General features: G+C 59.4%; 15 protein-coding genes. 4 read left to right on the top strand and 11 right to left on the bottom strand.

The window, feature by feature from the left end; translation table 11 throughout:
• Positions 1-160: 160 nt before the first annotated feature.
• Positions 161-1,123 carry a DMT family transporter gene (locus tag H2Z84_RS07615; protein ID WP_181835447.1) on the top strand — a complete coding sequence of 321 codons (963 nt, stop codon included), beginning with the start codon at positions 161-163 and terminating at the stop codon, positions 1,121-1,123.
• A gap of 71 nt (positions 1,124-1,194) precedes the next feature.
• Here the strand turns inward: H2Z84_RS07615 and aroG are convergent, their stop codons facing one another.
• The 6 genes from aroG to H2Z84_RS07645 form a co-directional block, all read right to left on the bottom strand.
• Positions 1,195-2,271, bottom strand: coding sequence for a 3-deoxy-7-phosphoheptulonate synthase AroG (aroG, locus tag H2Z84_RS07620; RefSeq protein WP_181835448.1), 1,077 nt, complete (start codon positions 2,269-2,271; stop codon positions 1,195-1,197).
• Between the two features lie 159 nt (positions 2,272-2,430).
• On the bottom strand, positions 2,431-2,841 hold the full coding sequence (gene dksA, locus H2Z84_RS07625; protein WP_045845893.1) for an RNA polymerase-binding protein DksA: 411 nt from the start codon (positions 2,839-2,841) through the stop codon (positions 2,431-2,433).
• Between the two features lie 202 nt (positions 2,842-3,043).
• Complete coding sequence (locus H2Z84_RS07630; protein ID WP_181835449.1) at positions 3,044-3,349, bottom strand: c-type cytochrome; 306 nt, start codon at positions 3,347-3,349, stop codon at positions 3,044-3,046.
• Between the two features lie 77 nt (positions 3,350-3,426).
• Positions 3,427-4,005, bottom strand: a complete 579-nt coding sequence (locus H2Z84_RS07635) for a YggT family protein (RefSeq protein WP_181835450.1) — start codon at positions 4,003-4,005, stop codon at positions 3,427-3,429.
• 6 nt (positions 4,006-4,011) lie between these two features.
• Positions 4,012-4,815, bottom strand: a complete 804-nt coding sequence (gene proC, locus H2Z84_RS07640; protein WP_181835451.1) for a pyrroline-5-carboxylate reductase — start codon at positions 4,813-4,815, stop codon at positions 4,012-4,014.
• A 76-nt stretch (positions 4,816-4,891) separates the two neighbouring features.
• Positions 4,892-5,587, bottom strand: a complete 696-nt coding sequence (locus H2Z84_RS07645) for a YggS family pyridoxal phosphate-dependent enzyme (protein ID WP_181835452.1) — start codon at positions 5,585-5,587, stop codon at positions 4,892-4,894.
• A 160-nt stretch (positions 5,588-5,747) separates the two neighbouring features.
• On the opposite strand from H2Z84_RS07645, the gene H2Z84_RS07650 reads away from it, so the two are divergent.
• From H2Z84_RS07650 to H2Z84_RS07660, 3 genes are all read left to right on the top strand, one after another.
• Entirely contained in the window at positions 5,748-6,785 is a 1,038-nt protein-coding gene (locus H2Z84_RS07650; protein ID WP_181835453.1) for a type IV pilus twitching motility protein PilT, read from the top strand.
• A 37-nt stretch (positions 6,786-6,822) separates the two neighbouring features.
• Positions 6,823-7,959 (top strand): PilT/PilU family type 4a pilus ATPase, encoded by a 1,137-nt coding sequence (locus H2Z84_RS07655; protein WP_124641857.1) that lies wholly within the window; start codon positions 6,823-6,825, stop codon positions 7,957-7,959.
• A gap of 64 nt (positions 7,960-8,023) precedes the next feature.
• Positions 8,024-9,649 (top strand): response regulator, encoded by a 1,626-nt coding sequence (locus H2Z84_RS07660; RefSeq protein WP_181835454.1) that lies wholly within the window; start codon positions 8,024-8,026, stop codon positions 9,647-9,649.
• A gap of 40 nt (positions 9,650-9,689) precedes the next feature.
• Here H2Z84_RS07660 and H2Z84_RS07665 read toward each other — a convergent pair whose 3' ends face one another.
• The 5 genes from H2Z84_RS07665 to H2Z84_RS07685 form a co-directional block, all read right to left on the bottom strand.
• The gene (locus tag H2Z84_RS07665) at positions 9,690-10,901 is read right to left on the bottom strand and encodes an EAL and HDOD domain-containing protein (protein ID WP_181835455.1); all 1,212 of its coding nucleotides are present in this window, start codon (positions 10,899-10,901) and stop codon (positions 9,690-9,692) included.
• Positions 10,902-11,160: 259 nt separating this feature from the next.
• On the bottom strand, positions 11,161-11,895 hold the full coding sequence (locus H2Z84_RS07670; protein ID WP_181835608.1) for an amino acid ABC transporter ATP-binding protein: 735 nt from the start codon (positions 11,893-11,895) through the stop codon (positions 11,161-11,163).
• Positions 11,896-11,900: 5 nt separating this feature from the next.
• Positions 11,901-12,572, bottom strand: a complete 672-nt coding sequence (locus tag H2Z84_RS07675) for an ABC transporter permease subunit (RefSeq protein WP_181835456.1) — start codon at positions 12,570-12,572, stop codon at positions 11,901-11,903.
• Entirely contained in the window at positions 12,572-13,315 is a 744-nt protein-coding gene (locus H2Z84_RS07680) for an amino acid ABC transporter permease (protein WP_181835457.1), read from the bottom strand. The genes H2Z84_RS07675 and H2Z84_RS07680 overlap by 1 nt, the downstream gene beginning before the upstream one ends.
• Positions 13,316-13,554: 239 nt before the next feature.
• On the bottom strand, positions 13,555-14,454 hold the full coding sequence (locus H2Z84_RS07685) for a glutamate/aspartate ABC transporter substrate-binding protein (protein WP_181835458.1): 900 nt from the start codon (positions 14,452-14,454) through the stop codon (positions 13,555-13,557).
• Positions 14,455-14,743 lie beyond the last annotated feature (289 nt).

A 14,743-nucleotide genomic window follows, 5' to 3' on the forward strand; every position in this document is an offset into this window, starting at 1 on the left:
CCCAATCAGCATCGTGTCATTGCCATACCATTAACCCAGATAAGGCAAATACTGACAAGCCATTCCTACAGGGAATGCGTTAATGCCGAGATATCCTTTGTCGAACAAGCCCGGCCGGCTTAGCCTTGCCCTTGTTTAGCACAATGGCAGGGAGCAGCAGATGAAACGGGGCATAAGCTATGCCGGCATGGCCGGGGCAGTGTGGGGACTGGTGCTGATGGTGCCGCAGGTATTGCCGGAATTCAGCCCCTGGCTGCTGTGCGCCGTGCGCTTCAGCCTGTACGGGCTGATTTCCCTGCTGCTGGCGCTGCCACTGGCTGCTCGCCTGCGCGCACGCTTGCAGCGCGAAGATATCCTGATGCTGGCGCGGCTATCGCTGGTGGGCAATCTGCTGTATTTCATCCTGCTGGCCGCCGCCATCCAGCTGGTGGGCATTGCCCCGGCTTCGCTGATTGTTGGTGTGCTGCCGGTCACCATCACCCTGCTGGGGCTGAAGGATGAGGGGGCACTGTCACTGCGTCAGTTGCGCTGGCCGCTGGCGATGGTGCTGGCCGGTATCATCTGCATCAATATCGATACCTTTGGCGGCAGCCATGGCAGCCAGAGCAGCTGGGTGCGGCTGAGCGGGGTGCTGGCCGCGCTGGGTGCGCTGGCCAGCTGGAGCTGGTTTGCTGCCAGCAACGCCCGCTATCTGCGCCAGCGGCCTTGCTTCGATAGCCACGAGTGGTCCTGCCTGCTGGGTATGGTTACCGGGGTGATGGGCCTGCTGCTGTGGCTGGCTTGCCACTGGCTGGGCCTGCCCATGGTCAGCCATGCCACCACGGCCCAGCACTGGCAGCTGTTTTGGCTGGCGGCCGCTGGCTGCGCCCTGGGCGGCTCCTGGCTGGCCAATGCGCTGTGGTATGCCGCCGCCCGCCGTCTGCCGCCCACGCTGTCCGGCCAACTGATCGTATTTGAAACCGTCTTCGCCTTGCTCTATGGCTTTGTCTGGCTGCAACGCTGGCCCCGGCCGCTGGAGCTGGCCTCCATGCTGTTGTTGCTGGGTGGCGTGTGCTGGGCTGTGCGGCGCCATGCCGAACCGGAAACCAGTGTCCCAGACCAGGTGGTACTGCAAGGCAGCTGAACCTTGCGGTTTGGCTCTGACAATAAAAAAACGCTGCCGAGGCAGCGTTTTTCTTGCGGGAAACAGCAGGCTTACTTGCCGCCAGCCGTACCCAGCTTGGCGCGACGCGCCTTGACTGCATCAGCCAGGGTAGTCAGCAGCGTCTCGGTATCATCCCAACCGATGCAGGCATCGGTGATGCTCTGACCATAATTCAGTTCACAGCCCGGCTTCAGATCCTGGCGACCCTCCACCAGGTGGCTTTCCACCATCACCCCGAAGATGTGCTGATCGCCGGCGGCCATTTGTGCTGCCACATCGTCGGCCACTTCCATCTGGCGGCGGTAGTCCTTGCGGCTGTTGGCGTGACTGAAGTCCACCATCAGCTTTTGCGGCAGGCCCACCGCTGCCAGTTCGGCCGCAGCGGCACGCACGTGCTCGGCGGAGTAGTTCGGCTCCTTGCCACCGCGCAGGATGACATGGCAATCCGGATTGCCACCGGTGGAAACGATGGCGGAGTGGCCGGTCTTGGTGACCGACAGGAAATGGTGCGACACGCTGGCCGAGCGGATGGCATCCACGGCGATCTTCAGATTGCCGTCGGTACCATTCTTGAAGCCCACCGGGCAGGACAGGCCGGAGGCCAGTTCGCGGTGAACCTGGCTTTCGGTGGTACGGGCGCCGATGGCACCCCAGCTGATCAGGTCGGCAAAATATTGCGGGGTGATCATGTCGAGGAATTCGGTAGCCGCCGGAATACCCATGTCGTTCAGGGTCAGCAGCAGGCGGCGCGCCAGGCGCAGGCCGGTATTGATATCGTAGGATTCGTTCAGGTGCGGGTCGTTGATCAGACCCTTCCAGCCCACCGTGGTACGCGGTTTTTCAAAGTAGACTCGCATCACCACCACCAGCTCGCCCGCCAGGCTGTTGCGCAGGGTGGAGAGCTTGCGCGCGTATTCGATGGCCGCTTCCGGATCGTGGATGGAACAGGGGCCGATGACCACCAGCAGACGATCGTCCTCGCCGCGCAGCAGGGCTGCAATGTCCTTGCGCGTGGTGTAGATGACTTCGGAAGCGGTTTCGGTAATCGGCAGTTCGTACAGATGGGCGATAGGAGGCAGTAACTCTTTGATTTCGCTGATTCTTACGTCGTCGGTCTGGCGTTGCATGTTTGTCCCTAGCTGATATCGTTTTTACCTTGCATAGCAGCAAGATACCCGTACCAGCCAAGGCCGACAAGCCCTTATGTACTTGGCAAGCTCCGGCAAAAAAACAAAAAGCGCCATCGCAAGGCGATGACGCTTTGTTGGGCAGAACGCCGCAGCGGATCAGTCTGCGTACTGACGCTTCATGCGTTCGCGGCGTTCCTGGGCTTCCACCGACAGGGTAGCGGTGGGACGGGCCATCAGGCGGCGCAGGCCGATGGGCTCACCGGTGTCTTCACAGAAGCCATAGGAACCATCGTCAATCTGACGGATGGAGGCCTGGATCTTCTGCAACAGCTTGCGCTCGCGATCGCGGGTGCGCAGCTCCAGTGCATACTCTTCTTCCAGCGTGGCCCGGTCCGCAGGGTCCGGGGTTGCTTCCTGCTCTTGCAAATGGTTGGCAGTGGCATTGGCGTTGATCAACAACTCCTGCTGCATCTGCAACAACCGGTCTTTGAAGAACTCAAGATGGTCGGCGTTCATGTAATCATCGCCTTCCCAGTTGAGAATATCTTGTTCGGTCAGCTTGGCCATAATTTTGGTGCTTCCAGCATGAGAGTTGGCAGACAGGCGAAGAAGATTACCCACGGTATCGGATTTGTGCAACTGCCAACGACAATTCACCTTCTTCGGCGTCACCTGCTGCTGACACTCGGTATAGCGCCAATCCAGGCTGGTAACAAGCCTGTCACATGAAAAAGGCGGCCTCAGGCCGCCTTGTGCTACTGCATGGCGCTTATTTTTGCGCCAGGACCCATTTGACCAGGGTCTTGATGTCGGCGTCGCTCACTTGAGCATTCGGCGGCATCGGGATCGGGCCCCACACACCGGAACCACCCGCCTTCACCTTGGCGATCAGCTTGGCTTCAGCGCCCTTGTCGCCAGCGTATTTCTTGGCAACATCCTTGTAGGCCGGGCCAACTACCTTGTGATCAACCGCATGACAGGACAGGCAGTTGTTCTTTTGTGCCAGTGCCAGATTGGCCATGGCCGGAGCAGCAGCAGTACCCAGCAGCAGGGCAGCAAGCAGCATTTTCTTCATCACGATTCTCCAGATCATTGAGGAAATTACACTACATCTTTTCAGATGCGGCAGAGCATGACAAATAAACATATTTGTTACATCGCCACCTTGAGTTGCATCAAGAAGCTGCTTTCCAGGAAATGAACCGGCAGCATCAAAATGACCTGGATGATCAGGAAGAGAATCAGCGGCGACAGGTCAACCCCGCCCACGGTGGCACGACGGAAGGGGCGGAGAAACGGGCGGGTCAGCGCATCCAGGATGGGACTGAGCGGATTATAGGGGCTCACCCAGCTGAGCACCGCCTGCACGATGACCGCACCCATCAGCAGCGTCAGCGATTGCTTGAACACATCCAGTACCGCCAGCAGTGTCAATGCCAGCCAGGTTTCCGGCGCGGCCAGGGTGTACATGGGATTGAGCGCCAGGATGATCACGCTGGAAACCATGCTGACCAGCCAGGCCAGCAACATGGTGGCACTGTCGTAACCGCGCAGCGAAGGCAGCAGCTTGCGCAGCGGCAGCACGGCGAAATTGGTAGCCGCCATGACAAACTGGCACAGGGGATGCTTGAATGGCGCCCGCGCCACCTGCAGGTAAAAACGCAGCAGCAATACCAGCACGAACAGGTCGGCGATGGTCTTGATCAGAAATTGCACGGTTTCCAGAAACATGAAGCTTTAATCCTGACTGAGTTGTTGGCCCATTTCGATGGAGCGGTCACGGCAGTCCATGGCACCAGCGATGATGGCCGCCTTGACGCCTTCTGCCTCGAAGCGGCCAATAGCGCGCTCGGTGGTACCGCCCTTGGACATGACATTGGTGCGCAGGGTGGCCACCGGCAGCGGACTCTGGCGGGCCAGCTCCACCGCACCGTCAAAGGTGGCCAGCACCAGCCGGCGTGCTTCGTCGGCGGCAAAACCGGCCTGCTCGGCGGCTTCGATCATGCTTTCGATGAAATAGAAGACATAAGCCGGGCCACTACCGGAAACGCAGGTAATGTCGTCGATGCCCTCTTCCTTGTCCAGCCATACCGTGATGCCGGCGGCCTGCATGATGGTCTCGGCATGCTCACGGTCGGCGGCGCTGGCACCACCCGCGGCATACAGGCCGGAAACGCCCTTGCCCACCATGGCCGGGGTATTGGGCATCACACGCACGATGCGCTCGCTACCCAGCCAGCGCGCCATGGCGTCACAGCGGATGCCGGCGGCGATGGACAGCACCATGCCGCCGTTCAGACGCGGAGCCAGTGCCTGGCACACTTCCTTGAGCTGCTGCGGCTTGACCGCCAGCAGCACGATATCGTCGGCCGACAGTTGCTCCGGCAGGCTGCTCGCTGTGCTCACGCCAAAATCACGGGCCAGCTCGGCCAGCTTGGCGGCATTCGGGTCCACTACATGGAGGTGATGGCCGCCCTGCTGGTGAAGCCCGCCGATAATGGCCGTGGCCATATTGCCGCCGCCGATGAAGGTAATCTGCATTGCCTGTTTTTCCTCTTTGACTCTTGTATGCGGTCCGGCGGTGCTGCATGCCGGCTGTCCGCTTATGAATGTCTGCTTATGAATGATAGTGGCGTGCGCCGAAAATGGCAGTACCAACGCGCACCATGGTGCTGCCCGCGACAATGGCTTGTACCATGTCAGCGGACATCCCCATGGATACAGTATCCAATGCCAGGCCTGCCGTGCGCAATTCCTGCTGCAACTGCTGTAATAAAGCAAACTGGCCAGCCAGCTTTTGCGCATCTTGGGTTGGCTCGGGAATGCACATCAGCCCGCGCAGCTGCAGGCGTGGCAGTGCTGCCACCGCCAGTGCCAGCGCCCTGGCCTCATGCGGGGCACAGCCGCTCTTGCTGGCTTCGCCAGACACGTTCACCTGCACGCACACCTGCAAGGGCGGCAGGCTGTCTGGCCGCTGCTCGGACAGACGCTGGGCGATCTTCAGCCGCTCAATGGAATGTACCCAATGCGCTGCCTCTGCCACGATGCGGGTCTTGTTGGATTGCAGCGGCCCGATGAAGTGCCACTCGATGTCCAGCGCAGCCAGCTCGGCGGCCTTGTCCTGCAGCTCTTGCACATAGTTTTCGCCAAAGGCCCGCTGGCCGGCAGCATAAGCCTGTTGCACGGCGCTGGCGGGAAAGGTCTTGCTCACCGCCAGCAGGCGAACGCTGCCGGCCTCGCGCCCGGCGGCGGCTTCGGCGGCGTGGATCTGCTGGCGGACGTGTTCGATGGCTTGTGCGATGGAATCGCTCATGGTGCTCCTTGTGGCGATGGCGGGCTGTCTCTACAAAGAAAACAGCAGGACCTGCCGCTTAGATTGCTGTCCACATATCCTTTTGCAACAGCTTGCGCTTACAATCGCAAAAAAACGTTAGCGTCATGCCCACCGCCGGGTAATCGTGGAGAAATTATAAATGGAAATTTCCGAGCTCTTGGCTTTTACCGTCAAGAACAAGGCATCGGACCTGCACCTGTCTGCGGGTCTGCCACCCATGATCCGGGTGCATGGCGACGTGCGGCGCATCAATCTGCCGCCACTGGATCATCATGATGTGCACGATATGGTGTACGACATCATGAACGACTACCAGCGCAAGATTTTCGAGGACGAGTTCGAATGCGACTTCTCGTTCGAACTGCCGGGCATCGCACGCTTCCGGGTGAATGCCTTCGTGCAGAACCGTGGCATGGGTGCGGTGTTCCGGGTAATTCCATCCAAGGTGCTGACGCTGGAGCAACTGGGCGCACCGAAGATCTTCCAGGATATCTCCAGCTATCCGCGCGGCCTGGTGCTGGTAACCGGCCCGACCGGCTCGGGTAAATCGACCACGCTGGCGGCGATGGTCGATTTCGTCAACGAGAACAATTATTCGCACATCCTGACGGTGGAAGACCCAATCGAATTCGTGCATGACAGCAAGAAATCGCTGATCAACCAGCGTGAAGTCGGCTTGCAGACCCACAGCTTTTCCAATGCCCTGCGCTCGGCGCTGCGTGAAGACCCGGATGTGATCCTGGTGGGCGAATTGCGTGATCTGGAAACCATCCGCCTGGCGCTGACTGCAGCGGAAACCGGCCACCTGGTATTTGGCACGCTGCATACCAGTTCGGCTGCCAAGACCATCGACCGTATCGTCGACGTGTTCCCGGCCGGGGAAAAGGAAATGGTACGCTCCATGCTGTCCGAATCGGTGCGGGCGGTGATTTCACAGACCTTGCTGAAAACCAAGGACGGCAATGGCCGGGTCGCTGCCCATGAAATCATGATCGGCACCGCCGCCATCCGTAACCTGATCCGCGAAAACAAGATCGCCCAGATCAATTCGATGATCCAAACCGGCCAGCAGCACGGCATGCAGACACTGGACCAGTGCCTGCAGGAGCTGGTGCGGCGCAATATCGTGGCCCCGAACGAGGCACGCCAGAAGGCGGCATCCAAGGATGCGTTCTAAACTTCAGCAGGCAAGCTAGCCAGCCCGGATGGCCATCATGGAAAAAGACCAGGCATCAAAATTCATTCACGATCTGCTCAAGCATGCGGTGGGCAAAAACGCCTCCGACATTTTCATTTCCGCCGAATTTCCCCCGGCCATGAAAATCGACGGCAAGATCACCCCGGTGGCACCGCAGCCGCTGTCGGCCCAGCACACCAAGGAGCTGGTGCGTTCGGTGATGAACGACCGCCAGACCGAAGAGTTCGAGTCGAAAAAGGAAGCCAACTTCGCCATCAACCCGCCGGGGCTGGGCCGTTTCCGCGTCAGCGCCTTTATCCAGCAGGGCTGTGCCGGCATGGTGATGCGCAAGATCAATACCGAGATTCCCACCTTCGACAAGCTGAACCTGCCGGAGGTGTTGCAGGACATCGCGCTGATCAAGCGCGGCCTGGTGATTTTCGTCGGCGGTACCGGCTCGGGTAAATCCACCTCGCTGGCGGCACTGGTTGACTGGCGCAACAGCCACAATCAGGACCACATCATCACCATCGAGGATCCCATCGAATACGTGCATCAGCACAAGAAGTGCATCGTGACCCAGCGCGAGGTGGGCGTGGATACCGAAGACTGGGAAATCGCGCTGAAAAACACCCTGCGCCAGGCGCCGGACGTGATTCTGATGGGGGAAATCCGCGACCGCGAAACCATGGGCTACGCCCTGCAGTTTGCCGAAACCGGCCACCTGTGCCTGGCTACGCTGCACGCCAACAATGCCAACCAGGCGCTGGACCGCATTCTCAACTTCTTCCCGGAAGAGCGGCACCAGCAGGTGCTGATGGATTTGTCGCTGAATATGCGCTCCATCATTTCGCAGCGACTGTTGCCGATCAAGACCGGCCGTGGCCGGGTGGCGGCGGTGGAAATCCTGCTGAACACACCGCTGATTTCCGACATGGTGTTCAAGGGGGAAATTGCCGGCCTGAAGGAAGTCATGGGCCGTTCGCGCGAGTCCGGCATGCAAACCTTCGACCAGTCGCTGTTCGACCTGTTCGAAGCAGGCTATATCAGTTATGAAGATGCGCTGCGCAATGCCGACTCGATCAACGACCTGCGTCTGAAAATCAAGTTGTACAGTGAAAGCTCCAAGGGCCGCGATCCGCTGGAAGGCATCGATCATCTGGATATCGTCTGAGATATGCCGCACAACGCTTGCCCATCCGCACCCGTGGTGCGGCGCGCCGGCTGGAAAATAGCTGATGTATTTTGACGAAAACACCACCGTCCTCATCATCGAGGACTCCCTCACGGTACGCCAGAGCCTGCGCACCATGCTGTCCATGGCCGGCATTACCCGCTCCGATGCCGTCAGCAGCGCGGCAGAAGGGCGGGCACGCCTGAAAGGGCGGCGTTTTGATGTCGTGTTGTGCGACTACAATCTGGGCGACGGCATGGATGGCCAGGAGCTACTGGAAGCCCTGCGCAAGACCGGCACCCTGCCGCTGTCCACCATCTGGATCATGATTACCGGCGAGCGCAAATACGAAAGGGTGGTGGCCGCAGCGGAAATGGCGCCGGACGACTACATCCTCAAACCCTTCAATTCCAATCTGCTGCTGACCCGCATGAACAGCGCACACCGGCGCAAATCCTTCCTGGCACCGGCGCACGAGCAACTGGAAAAGGGTAACCGTAGCGGAGCCATCAGCACCCTGCAGCAACTGGTAGCCGCCGCCCCCGGCCCGATGAATCGCATTGATGCCAACCGGCTCTGCGCCGAGCTGCTGGTCACCGAAGGACGGCAGGGTGAAGCACTGCACATCTACCAGGCCCTGCTGGAAAGCAAGGTGATTCCCTGGGCCAAGATGGGCGTGGCGCGCATCCAGGCCGACCAGGGCATGCAGGGCGAGTCCAGCGAGCTGCTACGCGAAATCATCCAGGATGCCCCGCTCTATACCGATGCCTACGACCTGCTGGCGCAGAACCTGATCGACGAGGGGCAATATGCCCAGGCGGTGGACGTGCTGGAAAAGGCGGTGAACATCTCGCCGCGCAATTTTCATCGGCTGAAAAGCTGTGGCACGGCGGCACTGCGCTCGGGCGACCCGGAAAAAGGGGCGCAATACCTGCAGCGCGCAGTGGAAATCGGCCGCAACAATAATTTCTTTGGCCCGGAAGTACTGGTTGACCTGCTGCAAGCCTATTCCGAAACCGGCAACACCCAGTATATCGACCGCCTGCAGGCCGATATCAGTGCCAGCCTGGCCGAGCGCCCGGAAGCGCAATTCACCCTGTTGACCTGCAAGGCGCTGACCGCGCTGGTGCAGCAAAGAGCCGAAGAAGCGCTGATGCAGTTGAAGCTGGCGGCAGACGACCTGCTCAAGTCCTTTGTCCATTTCGAATCGGCCCAGCGCTTTATGGGGGCCGTGGTGCGCCTGCCGGAAGAGCTGATCGATCCGGCATTGCTGGAAAGCTGGACCCGCACCATCACCATGCGCTTTGCCTATAGCCGCCATGAACTGGCCACGCTACTGGAAATCGCCCGCAAGCATGTCCGCTGCAGCGAGCTGATCGAACACGCTTATGCCGAACTGCAGGAACAGAGCAACAAGGCCGTGGAACTGACCACCGAGGGCCGCGCAGCAGAGGCTGGGCGCATGCTACATGAGATGGCAATGCGCCTGTACAACGAGCGCACCGGCATGAACGCCTGCGCCATTCTGTTGCGGGTGCGGGAGCAGTTGCGCAAGAAAAACCAGGAAACCAGCGAATACGACCAGATGCTGCGCGAGATGCTGGACTGGCTGCCCAGAGACAATGAGCGGGTACAGGGCTTACTCAGCCGGCTGCACGATCAGGATGGCACAGAAGCCAGATCGGGCTAATGGCATAGGCAGCAGGCCGGTACGGCGGGCTGCCCAGTCTTTACTTCCACATGCTGTTGACCCAGTCCAGCGCCTGGGTTTCCACCCGCATCAGCACTTCCGGGTCATAGCCTGCCGGATGCGGGGTGGCATCGTCTTCCAGACTCAGCGTCACCCGCAGTAATTCACCCAGTACATGGCGGCCTTCCAGCACCGCCTCTTTCAGGCAGTCCTCAATGGGCAGGCTGGCAATCACCTCGGCCTTGGGCTGCTGTACCAGCACATCCACCAGCGACAGCATGCCGATCATGAAGGCACTTTCCCTGACATCGCGCCGCTCCGGGTAACAGGCTTCGGCCAGCAGCTCCATGATGCGACCGCGCGTGGCCGCCAGCTCCAGCAGCGGATTGCGCTGTGGCTGGACATCGGTGGCATTGCTGGCAAACAGCAACAGCATCGACCAGCGCTTGATCTTGGCCCGCCCCAGCAACATGATGGCCTCGTTCACCGAGGACACCGGCCGGCGGGTGGCGGCCGAGGCGGTCGAGCTGAGCTTCATCAGCATCAGTACCACGTCTGGTGCCAGTTTCAGAGCCTGGGATAGCTCGTCATTGTCAGCATCACTCATCAACAAGCCCAGCAGGCTGAGCATGGCATGCTGGCTGGCATTGGCCTGACGGGTGGACAGCACGGTAGGGCGGGCAAAGAAATAACCCTGGAACCACTGGATGCCCAGCTCGCGGCATAGTTCAAACTGCTCCACCGTGTCGACCTTCTCCGCCAGCAGAATGCCGGGGAAGCTGGCCAGATCGGCCACCAACTGGCGCAATTGCAGCAAGTTGAGTGCCACCAGGTCGATCTTGACGATATCCACCAGCGGCAGCAGGGCCAGCCGGTCGGCATCCAGTTCCACCACATCGTCCATTGCCAGCCGGAAACCCTTGCGCCGCAGCTCGGCCAGCCGCTCCAGCAAGGGCGGCGTCACCTTCACCGTTTCCAGGATTTCCAGCACTACCTTGTCACAGGGCAATACATCCAGCAGATCATCCATCAGCAGGGTATCGCTGACATTGATGAAACCCAGACGGTCACCCAGCACCTCACCCACGCCCAGATCGACAAAGGCATGCCGGATCACCGCCGTCGTCGCCATGACGTCGTCGTCAACCCTGGCGACATTGGCCTGGCTGGAGCGGAACAACAGTTCGTAAGCCACCAACTGCTGGTTGGCATCAACGATGGGCTGACGCCCAAGATAGCGGGTTGAATACATGGACTGGTCTGGCTGGAATAGTTAGCGCTATCGTCAGTTTAGGCGCGGTGCAGAGAGGTTAGCAGGTAATTTTCTCCAATGATAATACACCAGCGTTTACATCATTTGTAAGTATTATCAACTAATAACAATAACAATGTCATGCGCACGGTGCTATTAAGCAATATGGGGAAAATATCTGTGGTCATCGCCTTAAGCAGCCCACCAGCCCGACATAAAAAAACCCGGCCGGAGCCGGGTTTCTGCTTGGCGGTGCTGCTCAGTGTTGCAGAATTTTCGACAGGAACTGGCGAGCACGCTCGGAGCGGGCATTGATATCGCCAAAAAAGGCATCCTTGTCGCAATCCTCGACGATGGCCCCCTGGTCCATGAAAATAACCCGGTGTGCCACACGACGGGCAAAACCCATTTCGTGAGTAACGCACATCATGGTCATGCCTTCCTGGGCCAGCTCGGTCATCACGTCCAGTACTTCGTTGATCATTTCCGGGTCCAGCGCGCTGGTCGGCTCATCAAACAGCATGGCAATCGGGTCCATCGCCAGCGCACGGGCAATAGCCACGCGCTGTTGCTGGCCACCGGACAGCTGGCCGGGGAATTTGTGCGCATGGGCTTTCAGGCCAACGCGATCCAGCAGCTTCAGGCCTTTTTCCCGCGCTTCATCCTGGCTGCGGCCCAGCACCTTGACCTGGGCGATGGCCAGGTTTTCGGTAATGGACAGATGCGGGAACAGCTCGAAATGCTGGAACACCATGCCAACCCGGCTGCGCAACTTGGGCAAGTCGGTTTTCGGATCGCCCACCGCGATGCCGTCGACAATGATTTCACCTTTCTGGAAAGGCTCCAGCGCATTGACGCACTTGATCAGGGTGGACTTGCCGGAACCGGAGGGCCCGCACACCACCACCACCTCGCCTTTTTTGACGCCGGTGGTGCAGTCGGTCAGCACCTGAAAGTCGCCATACCACTTGCTTACATTGTTGATGCTAATCATCGCGCTCATACAGCAAACCTTTTTTGCAGACGCTTCACCCATTGCGACGCGCCGAAACTGATCACGAAGTAAACCGCACCGGCAAACAGCAGGAATTCATGCGGCAAACCAACGACATCGCCCTTGGAGCGGGCGGTATTGAGGAAGTCCATCAAGCCCACCGCATACACCAGCGAGGTGTCCTGGAACAGGATGATACTTTGCTGCAACAAGAGCGGCATCATTTTGCGGAAAGCCTGCGGCAGGATCACCAGCCGCATGGCCTGGCTGTAAGTCATGCCCAGTGCGTAGGCGGCATTGATCTGCCCGCGCGAAATGGACTGGATACCGGCGCGGACGATTTCGGAGAAATACGCCGCCTCGAACATCACGAAGGCCACCAGGCAGGAGGTGAATGCACCGACCGGGGTCAGGTCGCCGGTGATCCAGCTCAGTACCATGGGCACGACCAGGTAGAACCAGGAAATGACCAGCAGCAGGGGGATGGAACGGAAGTAATTGACATACCACTTGGCCAACCGCGACAGCAGCAGGTTGTCCGAGAGTCGCGCCAGCGCCAACAGGGTGCCCAGTACTACGCCGCCGCCCACTGCCATCACCAGCAGTTTGAGTGTCAGCAGCATGCCATCGGCCAGGCCGGGCAGGGCGGGAATGATCTGACTGAAATCGAGGGCCATTATTTGCTACCTCCCATCATGCCGGGAATGCGCACCCGCTTTTCCACCCAGGCCATGAAGCCCATCAGGCTCATGTTGAGGACAAAGTAGATCAGCGTGGCCAGGGTGAAGGCTTCGAAAATATTGGCGGAAAACTCGGCGGTTTGCTTGGTTTGCGCCAACAGCTCCATCAGGCCAATCAGCGAGGCGACCGAGGAGTTCTTGAAAATGTTCAGGAACTCGCTGGTGAGCGGCGGAATGATGATGCGGAAAGCCTGCGGCAGCAGCACGAAGCGGTAGGTCTGCGCCGTGGAAAAACCCATGGCCAGCGCCGCGTTGTTCTGACCGCGTGGCAGCGCCTGAATGCCGGTCCGCACCTGCTCGCACACGCGGGCGGCGGTAAACAGGCCCAGGCACACCACTACCGACAGATAAGCGGATGCCGCCGGGCTGATGCCCTGCTTGAACCACATCTCCAGCGGTGTGGGCAGCAGATCCGGCACCAGAAAGTACCAGATGAATAACTGCACCAACAGCGGCACGTTACGGAACAACTCGACATAGGTGGTGGCAATGGTAGGCAGCAGCTTGCCCGGCAGGGTGCGCATGACACCCAGCACCGAGCCCAGCAGCAGGGCAATGGCCCAGCCAGCCAGCGCCACGGCAATGGTCCAGCCCAGACCGGAAACAAACCAGTTCAGGTAGATTTCACTGCCGACACCGGTGGACTTGAAGAAGATGCCCCAGTCCCAGTGGTAATTCATGTTTTTCTCCTGATGCAAGCAGACGCAAGCGCCTGCTGCCGACAGCCGCATGCCTCCCGGTCAGGGGACGCCATGGCAGTCGGATGAAGTCCCTGCCTACCCTTGGGCAGACAGCAAAGGCAGATGCACCGCCACCGCCCCGTGCTGCCGTTATAGCCGCCAGCACGAGGGGAAAACAGGCAGGCAGCAATTGAGCCGGCATCTGCCGGCTCATCATCTGCACTACAGGAAGGAATCGCTTATTCGGCGGCCTTGTCGGTCGGCTTGGCAATCAGTTCCTTCACCACTTCGGACATCGGGAAGTTCAGGTTCAGGCCTTTCGGCGGTACCGGGCTGGTGAACCACTTGGCGTAGATCTTGTTTACTTCGCCAGACTTGTAGGTAGCCTTGATGGCATCGTCCACTACCTTCTTGAAGGCAGCGTCATCCTTGCGCAGCATGCAGCCGTAGATTTCGAAGGACTGCGGCTTGCCGGTCACCACCCAGTTGGCCGGACTCTTGGCCTTGGCCATTTCGCCGTACAGCAGGGCATCGTCCATCATGAAGGCGACGGCGCGGCCGGATTCCAGCATCAGGAAGGATTCGCCATGATCCTTGGCGGAGATGATGCTCATGCCCAGTTGCTTGTCAGCATTCATGGCCTTGAGCAGACGCTCGGAAGTGGTACCAGCGGTGGTGACGACGTTCTTGCCTTTCAGATCGGCAAAGTCTTTCACGCCGGAGGTCTTGGCCGTCAGCAGGCGGGTGCCGATTTCGAAGATGCCCACTGAGAAGGCCACTTGCTTCTGGCGCTCGACGTTATTGGTGGTGGAGCCACATTCCAGATCGACAGTACCGTTCTGTACCAGCGGGATACGGGTCTGCGAGGTCACCAGATTGTATTTGACCTGCAGGTTCGGCATTTTCAGCTCTTTCTTCACTTCTTCGACAACCTTGTTGGCCAGATCGACCGAGTAGCCAATGGGCTTCTGGTTATTGTCGTAGTAGGAGAAAGGAATGGAGGCATCGCGGTTGCCCAGTACGATGACGCCGGACTCCTTTATTTTCTTCAGAGTGCCGGTCAGTTCGGCGGCAAATACCGGGGTGCTGGCCAGAGCGGCCAGGGTTGCTGCAGAGATAAGACGGGTGCAAAGCTTCATATAAGTTTCTCCTGGGGTCCTTGATCGATCACTGCCCTTAGCCCGAAGACCGCGGACACTGCTGTTATAGGCTGGATTATCCAGCAGCAGGTAACCGGCACAGCCAGGCTGGCTCTACTAGGTAAACCCCCGTTTACCTGCCAACCGGACGCTGCCGGATGTCCTGCTTACAGTCACCGCCTCTTTATGCGGGCGGCTCTCCCTGTATTACTGCACACCCCGACCAGGCCGGGGTGAAAAGTTTGCGATTCTGCGGCCAGTGGCGACAGTATGCAAGCGGCACTGCAAC

It is taken from the genome of Aquitalea aquatica, from assembly GCF_013911085.1.
GTDB classification, from domain to species: Bacteria; Pseudomonadota; Gammaproteobacteria; order Burkholderiales; family Chromobacteriaceae; genus Aquitalea; species Aquitalea aquatica.

Bases quoted from the DNA above. Each gene is read 5' to 3' on its own strand.
- H2Z84_RS07615 (WP_181835447.1), top strand. From the start codon at position 161: ATGAAACGGGGCATAAGCTATGCCGGCATGGCCGGGGCAGTGTGGGGA.
- aroG (WP_181835448.1), bottom strand. From the start codon at position 2,271: ATGCAACGCCAGACCGACGACGTAAGAATCAGCGAAATCAAAGAGTTA.
- dksA (WP_045845893.1), bottom strand. From the start codon at position 2,841: ATGGCCAAGCTGACCGAACAAGATATTCTCAACTGGGAAGGCGATGAT.
- H2Z84_RS07630 (WP_181835449.1), bottom strand. From the start codon at position 3,349: ATGAAGAAAATGCTGCTTGCTGCCCTGCTGCTGGGTACTGCTGCTGCT.
- H2Z84_RS07635 (WP_181835450.1), bottom strand. From the start codon at position 4,005: ATGTTTCTGGAAACCGTGCAATTTCTGATCAAGACCATCGCCGACCTG.
- proC (WP_181835451.1), bottom strand. From the start codon at position 4,815: ATGCAGATTACCTTCATCGGCGGCGGCAATATGGCCACGGCCATTATC.
- H2Z84_RS07645 (WP_181835452.1), bottom strand. From the start codon at position 5,587: ATGAGCGATTCCATCGCACAAGCCATCGAACACGTCCGCCAGCAGATC.
- H2Z84_RS07650 (WP_181835453.1), top strand. From the start codon at position 5,748: ATGGAAATTTCCGAGCTCTTGGCTTTTACCGTCAAGAACAAGGCATCG.
- H2Z84_RS07655 (WP_124641857.1), top strand. From the start codon at position 6,823: ATGGAAAAAGACCAGGCATCAAAATTCATTCACGATCTGCTCAAGCAT.
- H2Z84_RS07660 (WP_181835454.1), top strand. From the start codon at position 8,024: ATGTATTTTGACGAAAACACCACCGTCCTCATCATCGAGGACTCCCTC.
- H2Z84_RS07665 (WP_181835455.1), bottom strand. From the start codon at position 10,901: ATGTATTCAACCCGCTATCTTGGGCGTCAGCCCATCGTTGATGCCAAC.
- H2Z84_RS07670 (WP_181835608.1), bottom strand. From the start codon at position 11,895: ATGATTAGCATCAACAATGTAAGCAAGTGGTATGGCGACTTTCAGGTG.
- H2Z84_RS07675 (WP_181835456.1), bottom strand. From the start codon at position 12,572: ATGGCCCTCGATTTCAGTCAGATCATTCCCGCCCTGCCCGGCCTGGCC.
- H2Z84_RS07680 (WP_181835457.1), bottom strand. From the start codon at position 13,315: ATGAATTACCACTGGGACTGGGGCATCTTCTTCAAGTCCACCGGTGTC.
- H2Z84_RS07685 (WP_181835458.1), bottom strand. From the start codon at position 14,454: ATGAAGCTTTGCACCCGTCTTATCTCTGCAGCAACCCTGGCCGCTCTG.